The following is a 15,870-nucleotide window of genomic DNA, read 5'->3' as shown; positions in this document are numbered from 1 at the left end:
TTAGAATGGAGTGTACATACATGTCATATAAGCAAAGATTAGCATTGCTTATTCTTCTTGATTCGGCAATTGTCAGCACGGCAATTTTTATCTCGTTTTGGGTTGTTTATCCATCCTATCCGGAGATATTACTATTTGAAGAATTAGGCTTAAGTGCACTTGCGTTGCTCGTATTCCATCATATTTATGCATTTATTTATAAGTTATATAACAAAGTATGGGCATATGCGAGTGTAAGAGAATTATTAGCGATTGTACAAGCAGTGACACTAACTGTTTTATCAGTTGCAGTTGTGCAATTAATCGCAAATGGAATGATTTACCGGAGAGCACTAGTAATCACATGGTTATTACATATTGTATTAATCGGTGGATCTCGATTTATGTGGAGAGTTGTCCGAGATCGCTATATTAAGCAGAATGCAAATCAAAAACGCACGCTTATTATTGGTGCAGGATCTGCAGGAGCAATGATTGCAAGGCAACTTCAGAATGAACATCAATCAGAAATCTACCCAGTTGCATTTATAGATGATGATATAGCGAAACAGAAGATGGAAGTATATAATCTTCCTGTTGTTGGCAGAGCAAGTGACATTCCCGAAAAAGTAAAGGATTTCAAAATTGAACATATTGTAATTGCGATTCCATCATTAAGAAACGGTGAACTTAAGAGAATTGTTGAGCTTTGTGGAGAGACGGAAGCAAAGGTTCAAATGATACCGAAAATAGAAGACTTAATGACTGGTAAAGTATCGGTCAGTCATTTGAAGAATGTAGAAGTAGAGGATCTCTTAGGAAGAGAACCTGTGAAACTAGACATTCAAGCAATATCGGAATATGTGACAGAAAATACGGTTATGGTAACAGGTGCTGGCGGTTCGATTGGGTCAGAAGTTTGTCGACAAGTGATGCGATTTAAACCTCAGAAGATTTTACTAGTTGGGCATGGAGAATTTAGCATTTATAACATTGATATGGAATTAAGAACCAACTATAAGGATTCTGAGATTGAAATTGTCCCACTTATTGGCGATGTTCAAGACCGAGATCGCATGTATCAAATTATGCAAGAACATCATCCAGCAGTTGTGTATCATGCGGCTGCACATAAACATGTTCCACTGATGGAATATAACCCGCATGAGGCGATTAAGAATAACATTATCGGTACGAAAAATGTCGCAGAAGCAGCCGATGCATTTGGCGTCAGCACATTCGTCATGGTATCTACCGATAAAGCAGTGAACCCAACCAATGTAATGGGGGCAAGCAAACGGATAGCAGAAATGGTCGTACAAGACTTAGCATCGCGGAGCAGTACGAAATTTGTCGCAGTGAGATTTGGAAATGTACTGGGTAGTCGAGGAAGTGTGATCCCGCTCTTTAAGAAGCAGATGGAACAAGGGGGACCTATTACGGTTACTCACCCAGAGATGACTCGGTACTTTATGACTATTCCAGAAGCATCTCGATTGGTAGTACAAGCAGGGACCTTGGCAAGAGGCGGAGAAATCTTTGTGCTTGATATGGGAAATCCAGTGAAAATTGCCGACCTCGCTCGAAATTTGATTCGCTTATCTGGATATAACGAAGACGAAATTGAAATTAAATATACAGGAATCCGACCTGGAGAGAAAATGTTCGAGGAATTACTAGGTGAGGATGAAGTGTTCCCTGAACAGGTGTATGAAAAGATATACATTGGAAAAACGGTAGAAGTAGACCAGCAATTGATTACGAACCTATTAATCCATTTTGAAGGGTTCAATACACAAACCTTAAAAGATGAAATGATGAATATTGTCTTTGCAGAGCGTCGAATTTTGGAGACGATGAAGGCTTAAATTTTAAACAGTTCATATAAATTATGATTCATATGATGAGGGGTAAGAAATGACTATAAACACAGTAGAATTTAAAAATTCATTAGCTGACAGATTAACTGAGAAAATTAATAATAAATCAGCAACGCTTGGTGTTGTTGGTTTAGGATACGTAGGGCTCCCTTTAGCCGTAGAAAAAGCGAAAGCTGGCTATAAAGTTATTGGATTTGATGTACAACTGGAAAAGATTGAAAAACTGGCACAGGGTATAAATTATATAGGTGATGTTAATGACGAAGAGTTAATTCAAGTAATTAATAAAGATAAATTTTATGCAACTAATGATTATTCTTTAATAAATAATGTTGATGTCGTAGTTATATGTGTTCCAACTCCTTTAGATATACACAAACAAGCTGATATTTCCTATGTTGAAAGTGCAACTGCTAAGATTTCACAATACCTACATAAAGGAATGTTGGTGGTGCTTGAGAGTACAACATATCCAGGTACTACGGAGGAAGTACTTAAACCTTTACTGGAAGAGTCAGGTTTGAAATGTGGAGAAGATTTTTTCTTAGCATATTCTCCAGAACGCGTTGATCCTGGCAATAAACAATTTAACACTGCTAATACTCCGAAAGTAGTTGGAGGTATAACGAAGAGTTGTACGAAGGTAGCTGCAACTATGTATCGAAATGTTTTACAAGCAGATATACACGAAGTATCAACTCCTGCAGTAGCTGAAATGGAAAAAATATTAGAGAATACGTTTAGAAATATAAATATAGGTTTAGCAAATGAAATGGCGATATTATGTAATAAAATGGGGATTGATGTATGGGAAGTTATAGATGCAGCTGCGACTAAGCCATATGGGTTCATGCCATTTTATCCAGGCCCAGGTTTGGGTGGTCATTGTATACCTATTGATCCATGGTATTTAACCTGGAAAGCCAGAGAGTTTAATTACCATACTAAATTAATTGAAACTGCTGGTGAAATAAATAATTTAATGCCTGATTATGTCATTAATAGGTGTATGGATTTATTAAATAAAGAAGGTAAAGCGTTAAATGGATCTAATATCTTAGTATTAGGTGTAGCATACAAAAAAGATATTGATGACTTTCGTGAATCTCCTGTTATTTCAATTCTGGAACAATTAGAGCGTGCAAAAGCAAATTGGAATGTCATAGATCCAAATGTTCAAAAGTTTACTTTACTAGAAAAAGAATATTCAACTAATGCTAACATTACGAATGAGATATTAAGTGAAGCAGATTTAGTTTTAATTACAACAGATCATAACAGTTTTGATTATAAGACAATCGCCGAAAATACTAATTTAATTTTTGATACCCGCAATGCTATTCCGTCGGAATTCGTGGAAAAGAGTAACTATTATAAGTTATAAGAATATATTTTTGGAGGCAATAAAAATGAGAACTATAAAAAAAGCAATTATTCCCGCTGCGGGGCTAGGGACGCGTTTCTTACCTGCAACAAAAGCAATGCCAAAAGAAATGCTGCCAATTGTTGATAAACCAACAATTCAATACATTGTTGAAGAAGCAATTGAATCTGGTATTGAAGATATTATTATCGTTACAGGTAAAGGAAAGCGTGCAATCGAGGATCATTTCGATCATAATTTTGAACTAGAAGATAATCTAGTAAAGAAAGAGAAGTTTGATTTACTAGATAAGGTTAATCACGCTTCTAGTGTAGACCTTCACTACATAAGGCAAAAAGAACCAAAAGGTTTAGGACATGCTGTATGGTGTGCGCGTAAATTTATTGGAAACGAACCCTTTGCTGTCTTGCTTGGGGACGACATAGTCCGTGCAGATACACCGGGACTTCGACAGTTAATCGAGCAGTATGAAGAAACGCAAAGCTCGGTTGTTGGTGTCCAACAGGTACCTGATACGGAAACGCATCGTTACGGAATTGTAGATCCAAGTATGATCGAAGGGCGTCGTTATAAGGTTAATCACTTTGTAGAAAAACCAGCCCAAGGAACTGCACCTTCAAATCTAGCAATTATGGGAAGATACGTATTTAATCCAGAGATTTTCCAATTCCTTGACAAGCAACAAATTGGTGCTGGTGGGGAGATCCAACTAACGGATGCGATTCAGATGTTGAATGAGATTCAACCAGTATATGCCTATGATTTCCTGGGAAAACGATATGACGTAGGAGAAAAATTAGGTTTTGTGAAAACTACTATTGATTTAGCATTGGAAAATGCCGAAATAAAAGATGAGTTGTTTAGTTATTTGGAAGAGAAAGTTACAGAAAAAGCGATAAAAACGAATTATTAGATAGAAGGGTGTATGCAACCATGAGAGAGCGGATATTTTTATCATCACCTCATATGAGTGATGAAGGATATGAACAAGAATATGTGAAAGAAGCTTTTGATACAAATTGGATTGCTCCACTTGGAGAAAACGTTAATCAATTTGAAATAGAACTTGCAAATAAAGTAGGAATAAAATCTGCTGCAGCCCTTTCTTCTGGAACTGCAGCAATTCACTTGGCCTTGAAAGCTGCAGGGGTGGGTGAAGGAGATATTGTTTTTTGTACTACACTTACTTTTTCAGCAAGTGCCAATCCAATTATTTATCAAAACGCAACACCTGTATTTATTGATAGTGATGAAAAATCATGGAATATGGACCCTGAAGCATTAGAAGAAGCTTTTAGAAAATATCCAGGAGTTAAAGCAGTTATTGTTGTTCATTTGTATGGCTTATCTGCTGATATGGATAGAGTTATGGAAGTTTGTAATAAGCATAATGTAGCTGTAATAGAAGATGCTGCAGAGTCTTTAGGTACTTACTATAAAGGTAAGCATACAGGGACTTTTGGCGATTACGGCATCTTCTCATTTAATGGAAATAAGATTATCACCACTTCTGGTGGTGGGATGCTTGTTTCTAACAATCGAGAAAAAATTGCGAAAACGCGTTTTTGGGCTACACAATCTCGAGACCAAGCACGTCATTATCAGCACAGTGAGTTAGGTTATAATTATAGAATGAGTAATATATCTGCAGGAATTGGAAGAGGACAACTCAAAGTATTAGATAAACGAGTAGAAAAGAAAAAGTACATATATGATTTTTATAAAAGTGAGTTAGGACAATTGGAAGGTATTAAATTTATGCCAGAAAATGAGTGGGATAACCCAAATTACTGGCTGAGTTCTATACAATTAACTGGAAGTGTTAGACCGATTGATATATTTAATGCATTGGAATTTGAAAATATTGAGTCAAGACCGGTTTGGAAACCCATGCATATGCAACCATTCTTTGAAAAATATGATTTTATTGGAGAAGGGGTCTCAGAGAAATTGTTCGAGAATGGTGTTTGCTTGCCAAGCGATACTAAGATGACGGATGAAGAACTAGGTAAAGTGGTTGATATAATTAAAGGGGGGTGGGGGAAATAATGAATCAAGATACAAAAGGTGTATACCAAAAGTATGTCAAGAGACTTCTAGACTTTATTCTATCGTCTATTGCAATCGTTATATTAAGTCCAATACTGCTAATAGTTACCATTCTGGTTAGATTAAAGTTAGGTTCTCCTGTTTTATTTAAACAAGAGAGACCTGGGTTAGACGAGAGAATATTTACGATGTATAAGTTTCGGACAATGACAAATGCAAAAGATGAACATGGTGAACTACTTCCTGATAGTGATAGGTTATGTAGATTTGGTAAATTTTTAAGATCAACTTCATTAGATGAATTACCCGAATTGATTAATATTGTAAAAGGTGATATGTCTATTATTGGTCCACGCCCTTTATTAATTCGATATCTCCCATTATATAATGAGCAACAAAAGAGAAGACATGAGGTTAGGCCAGGCTTATCTGGTTTAGCCCAAATAAATGGTAGAAATGCAATAGTTTGGAAACAAAAGTTTGATTTTGATGTTCAATATGTTGATAATATTAGCTTTTTATTAGATTGCAAGGTATTTTTTTTAACTTTTAAAAAGGTCTTTATACGTGAAGGTATAAATTCTGAAACTACTGCTACGATTGAACCATTTCAAGGGAATGAAAAGGAAAAGTTTTATAATGAGTAATAAAAAATTGTTGATTATTGGTGCTAGTGGTCATGGTAAAGTAATAGCGGATATCGCTAAAAAAATGAATCAATGGGATGAAATTGCATTTTTGGATGATAATCAATCAATTAACAATTGTATAGGTCTAAAAGTAATTGGAATTTCCAGTGATTTTGTAAATTATATTAATGATTATCAAATCGTTGTTGGGATAGGTAATAATAATGTTAGGGAGAATATTTATAATCAATTAGAGTTTCTTGACGCAACAGTAGCAACCTTGATTCATCCTGATGCTGTAATAGGTTTCAATGTAAACATTGGAAAAGGATCAGTAGTGATGGCAGGTACAGTAATTAATAGTTGTACAAAGATTGGTAAGGGATGCATTATCAATACCGGTGCAACTATAGATCACGACAATTGTATTGGTGACTTTGTTCATATTTCTCCGGGAGTACATTTAGCAGGAACTGTAATAATTGGAAAAAGTTCTTGGCTTGGTATAGGATCTATTGTTAATAACAATGTAGACATTACAAAAGAATGTATTATCGGAGCCAATTCATTTGTAAAAGAAAATATAAAAGAAAGCGGTACATATGTAGGTGTACCTACAAGGAGAATTTCAACATGAGAGTATTGATTCTTGCTAACTTCGGAATGGGTTTATACAATTTTAGGAGAGAGTTAATTGAGAGATTATTAGAGGAAGAATATGAGGTATACATATCCTCTCCAGTTGATAAATATATAACAAAATTTGAAAGTATGGGTTGCAAGATTGTTGACACGTCTGTAAGTAGAAGGGGGAAAAATCCTGTTACTGATATTAGATTAATTTTACATTATAAAAAAATAATTAGGGAAATTAATCCCAATGTAGTTTTAACTTACACTATTAAACCAAATGTTTATGGGGGCATAGCATGTAGCTTGTTAGACGTCCCGTATATTGCTAATATTACTGGTTTAGGTACAGCTGTTGAAAATGGTGGGCTGATGCAGAAGATTACAACTATGTTATATAAATTTTCCTTAAAGAAAGTGAACACATTATTCTTTCAAAATGAAGAAAACATGAATTTCTTTAAGAGAAATAGAATTGCTACTAATAAGCATATTCTCTTACCAGGTTCTGGTGTAAATCTAGATTATTTTAGAATATTAGATTACCCTGTTCAAAAGACGGTTGACTTTGTTTTTATATCAAGAATAATGAAACAAAAAGGGATTGATGAATATTTAGAAACAGCAAAGTTTATAAGAGATAAATACCCGCAAACAAGATTTCATGTTTGTGGATTCAATGAAGAGAATTATAAGAATAAATTAGACGAATATCAAAAAAAAGGAATTATAATAAATCACAATATAATAGAAGATATTAGAGAAATTTTGAAAGATATACATTGTACGATCCATCCAAGTTATTATCCTGAAGGAATGTCTAATGTGTTATTAGAAAGTGCTGCAGCAGGAAGACCAATTATAACTACTAATAGAAGTGGTTGCCGTGAGATTGTTGATGATAAAGTTAATGGTTTTATAGTAGAACAAGAAAATAGTCAAGACTTGATAGCTAAGGTTGAACAATTTTTAGAGTTAGATTTTGAGGCTCAAAAATCGATGGGAGTTTCAGGAAGAAGGAAAGCAGAAAAAGAATTTGATCGAAAAATAATTGTTAACATGTATTTAAATATGATTGGAAAAATAAAATAATAACTTGAAATGATGTGATATAGGATGAAAACTAAATTAGTTAGTATTTTAATTCCTACTTACCAAAGACCTCTAACACTATCAAGGGCAATTGATTCTGTATTAAATCAGACTTATACTAATATTGAAGTCATAGTTGTAGACGATAATAATCCTAATACAGATGAAAGGTTAGAAACTGAGGGGGTAATGCTAGGATATAAAAAAAATTCAAAAGTGAAATATATTAAACATGAGTATAATAAGAATGGATCAGCAGCTAGAAATACAGCTTTTCAAAACTCCAAAGGAGAATATATTATGTTGTTGGATGATGATGATGAGTTCTTACCAAGTAAAGTAGAAGCGCAGGTTAATAGGTTAGAAAAACTAGATAGTAGTTGGGGTGCTTGCTACACAAAATATAAAAGATTAAAAAATGGGAAGATTGATACAGTTTGTGCTGAAAAAAAGGAAGGTAATTTATATTTTGATGAACTTTGTAGAAATTTGTTTATTCAGGCTGGTTCAAACTTAATGTTACGTAGAGAAGTATTTAATGAGTTAGGCGGGTTTGATGAAAGCTTTCAAAGAAATCAAGATATTGAGTTTACTGTGAGGTTATTAAAAAAATATAAATTGGCTTATGTTGATGAAATGGGACTTATTTATCATAGGCACTCTACTAAAAGATTTTTTAATATGGATAAAATCACAAATCATTATTTATCTACATTTAAATTACAAATAGATGAACTATCAGAAGTAGAGAAAGTAAAATTTTATAAGATAATTAATCTTCAATTATTTCGTTATAAAGTATTAACCATCAGAGATTTTAAAGCAGGATATAGCATGGTTAAAAACGAGGATGTTAGTTTGATTGATATCTTTAAGTATTTCACTCATTTAGGATATCGCCGAATGTTTAAAAAGAGCTATGGATTTAATCTTTAATATTTATGTTTTGATTGGAGTTAATTATGGTAATTGAAAGTATATTTTCTTATTCGGCTTTTATAATTTATATTTGCATATTTGTTCTTATATACTTATTTGTAAAAAAAATTATATCTAAATATGGTTTTAATGGATTAAGTATTTTTGTTTTAACATTCTCTATATTTTATTTTTTGGTACCGTTTATTCAAACATTCTTCAAATCTTATAGAGATAATACTTCACTGTTTACAATTCTTTTAAATAGGATGAGTGATAGTGAAATCTTCTTTAATTTCTTAATCAGTTCTATTTGTTTACTTATAATTATTACATCGTATCATATAAGATTTAAGTCTACAGGTAACATTGAATTCAAGGAAGCCTATAAAAGAAGTTTAATAGATAACAATTTATTATATAAAAGAGTTAAACTAATTACAAATACTATATTTCTAGTTGGTATACTTAGTATAGTATTGCTAATCATTGAAGTTGGTTCTTTGAAGAACTATTTAGCTTTAGGTTCTATGACTAGAGGCTTAGATAAATCACCTACTGAATATATTAACTCTAGTTATTTACAACTAATTACACTCTCGGTGGTAATTTTAATTCCGCCTTATTTGTATTTGTTTTTATATCGTATGAAAAAAGATAAAATAATGATATTCATGTTTTTTATATCATTATTTTTTGCAGTTTTATATCTATTATATAATCAAGGAAGAGCTCCCCTTATAATTTTCTTTTTACCATTCTTTTTTGTGATTGGTAAAATTAAAAAAAGAGGAATGTTTGGTTTAGTGCTTTTATTCGGCTTAGGTTTATTTTTACTTTCTTATTTAGATGCAATATTTCAATATTTAGCTTATGGGTATTATGAAATAGAGCAAAGTGAGAATTATATTAGTCAGTTTTTAAAAGAATTCAGTTATCCATTTGCTAATTTTTCATTAAGATATGAGTTAATAGACTTCTCTGGATTTCGGTATATGTATGATTATGTTATATGGCCATTTACAATGATACCAAGTTCGCTATTAAGTTTATTTGGCTTGAGTAAAGAGGCAATTACCTCAGTATCTACTTTTAATACAGAGGCTTATGGTGCTTTTTTAGGAGTAAATACTACTGGAGGAATACCAGTTGATTTTTTGACTTTCAATTTTTATCAATTCGGATATATTTCATTATTACCAATGTGTTTTGTGATAGGACGACTTCTTCGTATGTTAGATAAAGTATTTTATTTTTTTAAAGGTAATATCGCTATAACTATTCTACTTTATAGAATTTCTTTTTCAATGATAGGTATACTTAACAACTCTGATTTATCTGCGATAATGCGAAATAGACTAGATGTTGTACTATTACTTGTAATAATAATTTATATTTATATGTTAGAAAAAAAAAGATTGAGAATAAAAGAATTAAACAATAGTAAATTTATTGGGAATATGGAAAGGAGAAATTATAATTGAAGAATATACTCATCAAACTTTTTATAGTAATATCTAGAATAATTATGTCATTCGTTTATGATAAAAAATATTTAAAAGGTCGTTGGTTTGATAATTCTTCAAAAGGTTGGCGGTGGTGCTGGCGTTGTATTATTATGCAAAAAATAATTGGGTATAATAGAAAAATTCCTTTTCCTGTATCACATAGAAATAATGTGGGGGATCATCGTAATATTATATTTAGCCCTAATGACATGAATAACTTTCAAAATTTTGGTTGCTATTACCAAAGTTTTCAAGGGAAAATTATTATAGGTGAAGGAACATATATTGCTCCTAATGTGGGATTAATTACACAAAATCATAAAATTGGTGACCTAGAAAAACATGAGGAAGCAAAGGAAATTACTATAGGAAAAGGATGTTGGATAGGTATGAACTCTACTATACTACCTGGGACATATTTAGGAGAAGGAACTATTGTCGGAGCTGGATCAGTAGTCACTAAGAGTTTTCCAGATGGCCACTGTATAATTGCAGGTAACCCCGCAAAAATTTTAAGAAGGTTAGATTTAAATGGAAAAAAATAAGAAGAATAGAATTACTATAATTACACCATTTTATCCAATAAAACATAGAGATGACTTGTTTGAGGATACAAAGGCAGTATATTACTTATTGAAAGAGTTTACTAATTCTAATGATATTCTTATAGTACATTCATTTATGCATGGATTTAAAGATGCATGGAGACAAATTCTAAAAGTGTTGCCAGTAAAATCGAACTATAAAAACTACCTATACAAAGATGATTACGGAAACCATATTCTTTTTTTAGAGTATCTGCTACTGCTACCTAAATCTATAAAAACTCTATCGTATTTTAATAAAAAATATGCCGAGATTTTATTTGAATATTTTGAAAATGAACAATTTAGTCCTGAAATAGGGGTAGTACATTTTCCTAGTTATTATAAGGATTTAATGATAAATATGGATATACTTCCTAAGAAAATAGCTATAATTCATTCATTTGATATTAAGAATATTAAGAATAGATATTCTCTACCTTTTTGGAAAGAATACTTTGAAAAATATGATGCTATAGGTTTTAGATCATATATTATTAAAAAGGAATTTGAAAAACTAATAGGAACTAAGAATAAGTCATTTATGTGTTTATCAGGCATACCAGAGGAATATTTAAAAGTAAAATTATCTAATTCTACTTATAACACAAAAGAAGATATTAAACTGATGTACGCTGGTAGGTTAGATAGTAATAAAAATGTTGCTAAATCTGTTTTGGCCTTAAAAGAAATTAATAAAAGTTTAGCATATTCTTTCACTATTGTAGGTGAGGGAGAAGAAAAGGAAAATATTAAAAACTTATCTTTAGATTTAGGCATATCTGAAAGAATTAAATTTGTAGGTAGAGTAAGTAGAAATAAAACTTTTAAAATAATGCAAGATCAAGATATTTTTATTATGGTTAGTATTAAAGAAACATTAGGGCTTGTGTATTTAGAAGCTATGGCAGCAGGCTGTATTGTAATAGCTACAAGGGGACAAGGTATTGATGGGATAATATTAGATGGTGAGAATGGATTCTTGACGGAGTCTACTAATGAAAATGCCATTTATCAGACAATTTACAAAGTAATGAATTTGAGTCCTAATGAACAAATGAGAATTAAACATAACGCTAAACAGACGGTTAGTCAATTAAGTGATATTTCTTTATCAAAAAAATATTACTCGAATATTCGCTCAATAATACAGGAAGAAAAGTACTATTATGAATAAAATTAAAAAGATTTTTAATGAAGGATTTTATAAGTCAATTATAACATTAATAACGGGTTCAATATTTGCACAAGCTTTAACTATATTAGTAGCTCCACTATTAACAAGAATATATTCTCCAGAAGAGCTGGGAGTATATGCATTAATATTAACTGCTGAAGGTATATTTGGAGGTATCATATGCGCGAGATATGATATTGCAATTGTTACTGAGCCAAATAAAAAAAGGCTATTTCCACTTATAAAATTATCTTTTCTTATTACAATTGTATTGAGTTTAATATTTGCAATTGGTTACGGATCTTATTACTTTATAATAAAAACTGAATATCAAAACTATTCTTATGCAATTATTTTTATCTTTGTTTTGTTAATAGTTAATGGGTTAATGAGAGTACTTGAATCTTATAATAATCGCTATAAAGAATATAAAGTAATGACTTCTGTTTATGTAATGAAATCATTAACACAAAATATTGGTTCTGTGGTTTTAGGAATTTTAAAACTTGGTGTTTTAGGATTATTATTCTCTCATACAGTTGGAATGTTAGCAGGGCTTAAAAAGCAATCAATGACTATGAGATCTAAAATGAAGGATATTTTTGTGTCTAACAAGTATGAAATGATTGATGTTATGAAAAGTCATTATCGTTTACCAATTTATTCAGCTCCAGCGACTTTTGCTAATCGTTTTTCTTATGCATCTATATCGCTTTTTATTGAATCTTTGTTTGGATTAGCTGTACTAGGATTCTATTCTATATCTTATAAATTTTTGGGGTTGCCTCTTACAATAATGAGTAATAATATTGCAAAGGTTTTTTTTCAAGAAGCCTCAAGAGAGTATGACCAAACTGGTATGTTTATAAAAAGCTTTAAAAGAACGAGTATTATATTATTTTTAATTTCTATTCCTATGGTTTTAATATTGTATTTCTTTTCACCACTGGCATTTGAAATTGCTTTTGGTCAAGGTTGGAAAGAAGCTGGAGTCTATGTTCAAATTTTGGCTCCTATGTTTGGAATCAGATTTGTAGTAAATACGGTTGCTTACGGTTTACAAGTAGTCAAAAAACAACAATTAGAACTTATGCTTCAACTTTTGTTTATAATATCTTCAATCGGTTGCTTTATTCTTTCAAAATTTTTGCATTTTAATATTAATCAGTATTTGTTATCAATAACAACAGTTTTTTCGTTAGTTTATATAATTTACTTTTTCTCCATAATGAAGTTTGCTTATGGGAAAAGTTAATGAAAAGGCATTACTACTTTCATGAAGAAAGATAGAATGGTGAAGGAAATAAGTAAGTGTCATTGACACAGGAATTGATTGTAATCACTCGCATCTGAATAATGTTTAAAAGGATATGATTTTGTTTTTGACGACAACGATCCAATGGAAACTATTTGTGATAAAAATGAATATTTATCCAATTATCTATCTTGTTATCAATACTTATTTCTGAAATCTAATAATATGTACTTTTATATCATTTTGCATTGCGTTGTCTATTAGGAATTTAAATAAGATATGCTTACTAATACCTTTAATTTTGAGATTGAACTAAGTAAATAAATATAACTGCTTCATTAGAGGAGATTATTGATATGAAAAAAATTTCAGTAGCCGGAACAGGCTACGTCGGACTAGTAACCGGCGTGTGTATGGCAGAGAACGGGCATAATGTCACTTGCGTAGATATAGACGAACAAAAGGTTCAGATGATGCGTGATGGGAGATCTCCTATCTACGAAACTGGTTTAGAAGCGTTAATGGTAAAGAACATAGAAGCTGGACGTTTACATTTTACTACGGATTATCAATCTGCATATAAAGATGCGGAAGCAGTATTTATAGGAGTAGGTACTCCTGAAAGGGAAGATGGATCTGCGAATCTATCGTACTTAGCTACTGTTGCAAGACAAGTTGCAGAGTCTATCAAGAATGATTGTTTAGTAGTGGTGAAATCTACCGTACCTGTAGGAACGAATGATAAGGTAGAACAGTTCATTAAAGATTTCCTTATAAAAGATGTTCGAGTTGAAATAGCTTCTAACCCTGAGTTTCTTGCACAAGGTTCTGCGGTGAAAGATACATTAGAGGCGGATCGTATTGTCATTGGAACAGAAACTGAATGGGCGGAGAAGATACTAACAGATATCTACGAGCCATTCGGTCTTCCAATTGTTTCGGTAAATAGAAAATCAGCAGAAATGATTAAATATGCATCCAATGACTTTCTTGCATTAAAGATTTCTTATATGAATGATATTGCAAATCTTTGTGAGTTGGTAGGGGCAGATGTTCAGGACGTAGCTAGAGGAATGAGTTTTGATGACAGAATAGGGAGTAAATTCTTAAATGCGGGGATTGGATATGGTGGTTCTTGTTTCCCGAAAGATACGAAAGCCCTTGAATACATTGCTCGTCAAAATGGCTATGAACTAAAAACAGTGAAGGCAGCCATTGATGTAAATAACCAGCAGAAGTCAATGCTTTATAAAAAAGCAAGTAAACGTTTAATTACATTTAGCGGACTTAAAGTCGCTGTACTAGGATTAACTTTTAAACCGGGTACCGATGATTTACGCGAAGCACCTTCCTTAGAGAATATTCCAATGTTGTTGTCTGAAGGAGCGGATATTTATGCGTACGATCCAGTTGGAGCAGAGAACTTTGCTAAGGTGCATCCAGAAGGGAAACATGGAAATGGAAGTATTACGTATGTTTCTAATCCAGAACATGCACTAGAAGATGCTAATGTGTGCTTTATCTTTACAGAATGGGGAGAGATAAAAGAAGTATCTCCTCAAAAATTTGCAGACTTAATGCGCACTCCACTTGTTTACGATGGCAGAAATATTCATCCAGTCAAAGAAATGGTAGAGGCTAGTGTTGAGTACTATTCAGTGGGAAGACCGTCGACTGTTGATACTCGAGTAAAGGAGATGGAAATCGTTGACTAAAGAAAACAAGGTTTACTTAATAACCGGAGCAGCGGGATTTATCGGACATTTCTTATCTCGAAGACTATTAGATCAAGGGTTTAACGTAATCGGATTAGATAATGTAAATGATTATTATGATGTGAACCTTAAAGAAACAAGGCTTAAATTATTACAACCCTACAATAATTTTACGTTTATTAAAGGTGATATTTCGGATAAGGAATTAGTACTTAGTATATTTGAAGAGTACAAGCCTTCAATCGTAGTGAATTTAGCAGCACAGGCTGGGGTTCGTTATTCTATAGAGAACCCAGATGTATATATGCAAAGTAATGTAATTGGTTTTTATAATATCTTAGAGGCGTGTCGCCATCATCTTGTAGACCACTTAATTTATGCATCATCAAGTTCAGTATATGGTGCTAATAAAAAAGTGCCGTTTGAAGAGACGGACTTTGTAGATAATCCGGTCTCACTATATGCATCTACGAAAAAGTCAAATGAATTAATGGCTCATACATATAGTCACCTGTATGGTATTCCTGCGACTGGACTACGTTTCTTTACGGTCTATGGACCAATGGGCAGACCTGATATGGCTTACTTTGGCTTTACGAATAAGTTATTCCATGGAGAACCTATTCAAATCTTTAACAACGGAGATTTTGAAAATGACTTGTATCGTGACTTCACATATATTGATGATATTGTGGAGGGAATTGAGCGTTTGATTCCTCATAGCCCAGTAGGAGAAGTACAACATAAGGTATACAATATTGGAAATAGTAATCCAGAAAAACTCATGGTATTTATTGAGACATTAGAGAAGTGCTTAAGCAATTCTCTTGGTGAAAAAGTAGAATTTGAAAAGCATTTTGAACCTATCAAACCAGGTGATGTACCCGCAACGTATGCATCTACGAAACAATTATATGATGCTGTAGGGTTTAGACCGCAAACTTCTATTGAAGAAGGCTTGCAGCAGTTTACAGACTGGTATGTGGAGTATTATGGAGTTAAAGTAGAAGTATAACTATAACTATATTTTTTAGAGAGGTGAAATGATTTTTCATCTCTCTTTTTTATAG

Annotated in this window: 14 protein-coding genes; all 14 read left to right on the top strand. The window is 32.3% G+C overall.

Annotation, left to right across the window (positions count from 1 at the left end; all coding sequences use genetic code 11):
• Positions 1-20 precede the first annotated feature (20 nt).
• The 14 genes from OB_RS14790 to OB_RS14725 all read left to right on the top strand — a co-directional run bounded on the left by OB_RS14790 (position 21) and on the right by OB_RS14725 (position 15,815).
• Positions 21-1,847: a polysaccharide biosynthesis protein gene (locus tag OB_RS14790; protein WP_011067293.1), complete on the top strand. Its 1,827-nt coding sequence runs from the start codon at positions 21-23 to the stop codon at positions 1,845-1,847.
• Positions 1,848-1,896: 49 nt separating this feature from the next.
• On the top strand, positions 1,897-3,243 hold the full coding sequence (locus tag OB_RS14785; protein WP_011067292.1) for a nucleotide sugar dehydrogenase: 1,347 nt from the start codon (positions 1,897-1,899) through the stop codon (positions 3,241-3,243).
• A 25-nt stretch (positions 3,244-3,268) separates the two neighbouring features.
• Positions 3,269-4,156 carry a UTP--glucose-1-phosphate uridylyltransferase GalU gene (gene galU / locus OB_RS14780; RefSeq protein ID WP_011067291.1) on the top strand — a complete coding sequence of 296 codons (888 nt, stop codon included), beginning with the start codon at positions 3,269-3,271 and terminating at the stop codon, positions 4,154-4,156.
• Positions 4,157-4,176: 20 nt separating this feature from the next.
• Positions 4,177-5,292 (top strand): DegT/DnrJ/EryC1/StrS family aminotransferase, encoded by a 1,116-nt coding sequence (locus tag OB_RS14775; protein ID WP_011067290.1) that lies wholly within the window; start codon positions 4,177-4,179, stop codon positions 5,290-5,292.
• Complete coding sequence (locus OB_RS14770) at positions 5,292-5,939, top strand: sugar transferase (protein ID WP_011067289.1); 648 nt, start codon at positions 5,292-5,294, stop codon at positions 5,937-5,939. Before OB_RS14775 ends, OB_RS14770 begins: the two co-directional genes overlap by 1 nt.
• The gene (locus tag OB_RS14765) at positions 5,932-6,558 is read left to right on the top strand and encodes an acetyltransferase (RefSeq protein WP_011067288.1); all 627 of its coding nucleotides are present in this window, start codon (positions 5,932-5,934) and stop codon (positions 6,556-6,558) included. Before OB_RS14770 ends, OB_RS14765 begins: the two co-directional genes overlap by 8 nt.
• On the top strand, positions 6,555-7,643 hold the full coding sequence (locus OB_RS14760) for a glycosyltransferase family 4 protein (protein WP_011067287.1): 1,089 nt from the start codon (positions 6,555-6,557) through the stop codon (positions 7,641-7,643). Before OB_RS14765 ends, OB_RS14760 begins: the two co-directional genes overlap by 4 nt.
• Positions 7,644-7,667: 24 nt before the next feature.
• The gene (locus tag OB_RS14755; protein ID WP_011067286.1) at positions 7,668-8,579 is read left to right on the top strand and encodes a glycosyltransferase family 2 protein; all 912 of its coding nucleotides are present in this window, start codon (positions 7,668-7,670) and stop codon (positions 8,577-8,579) included.
• Between the two features lie 251 nt (positions 8,580-8,830).
• Positions 8,831-10,045 (top strand): hypothetical protein, encoded by a 1,215-nt coding sequence (locus OB_RS14750; protein WP_160162357.1) that lies wholly within the window; start codon positions 8,831-8,833, stop codon positions 10,043-10,045.
• A complete protein-coding gene (locus tag OB_RS14745) occupies positions 10,042-10,614 on the top strand; it encodes an acyltransferase (RefSeq protein ID WP_011067284.1) in 573 nt (190 codons plus the stop codon). Before OB_RS14750 ends, OB_RS14745 begins: the two co-directional genes overlap by 4 nt.
• On the top strand, positions 10,601-11,830 hold the full coding sequence (locus OB_RS14740; protein WP_011067283.1) for a glycosyltransferase: 1,230 nt from the start codon (positions 10,601-10,603) through the stop codon (positions 11,828-11,830). Before OB_RS14745 ends, OB_RS14740 begins: the two co-directional genes overlap by 14 nt.
• Complete coding sequence (locus OB_RS14735; protein WP_011067282.1) at positions 11,823-13,085, top strand: lipopolysaccharide biosynthesis protein; 1,263 nt, start codon at positions 11,823-11,825, stop codon at positions 13,083-13,085. The genes OB_RS14740 and OB_RS14735 overlap by 8 nt, the downstream gene beginning before the upstream one ends.
• 356 nt (positions 13,086-13,441) lie before the next feature.
• A complete protein-coding gene (locus tag OB_RS14730) occupies positions 13,442-14,800 on the top strand; it encodes a UDP-glucose dehydrogenase family protein (RefSeq protein WP_011067281.1) in 1,359 nt (452 codons plus the stop codon).
• Entirely contained in the window at positions 14,793-15,815 is a 1,023-nt protein-coding gene (locus tag OB_RS14725) for a GDP-mannose 4,6-dehydratase (RefSeq protein WP_011067280.1), read from the top strand. Before OB_RS14730 ends, OB_RS14725 begins: the two co-directional genes overlap by 8 nt.
• Positions 15,816-15,870 lie beyond the last annotated feature (55 nt).

This window comes from Oceanobacillus iheyensis HTE831 (assembly GCF_000011245.1).
Classification (GTDB): domain Bacteria; phylum Bacillota; class Bacilli; order Bacillales; family Amphibacillaceae; genus Oceanobacillus; species Oceanobacillus iheyensis.
The sequence above is the reverse complement of the archived record's forward strand: the minus strand, read 5'-3'. Positions and strand labels throughout refer to the sequence as shown.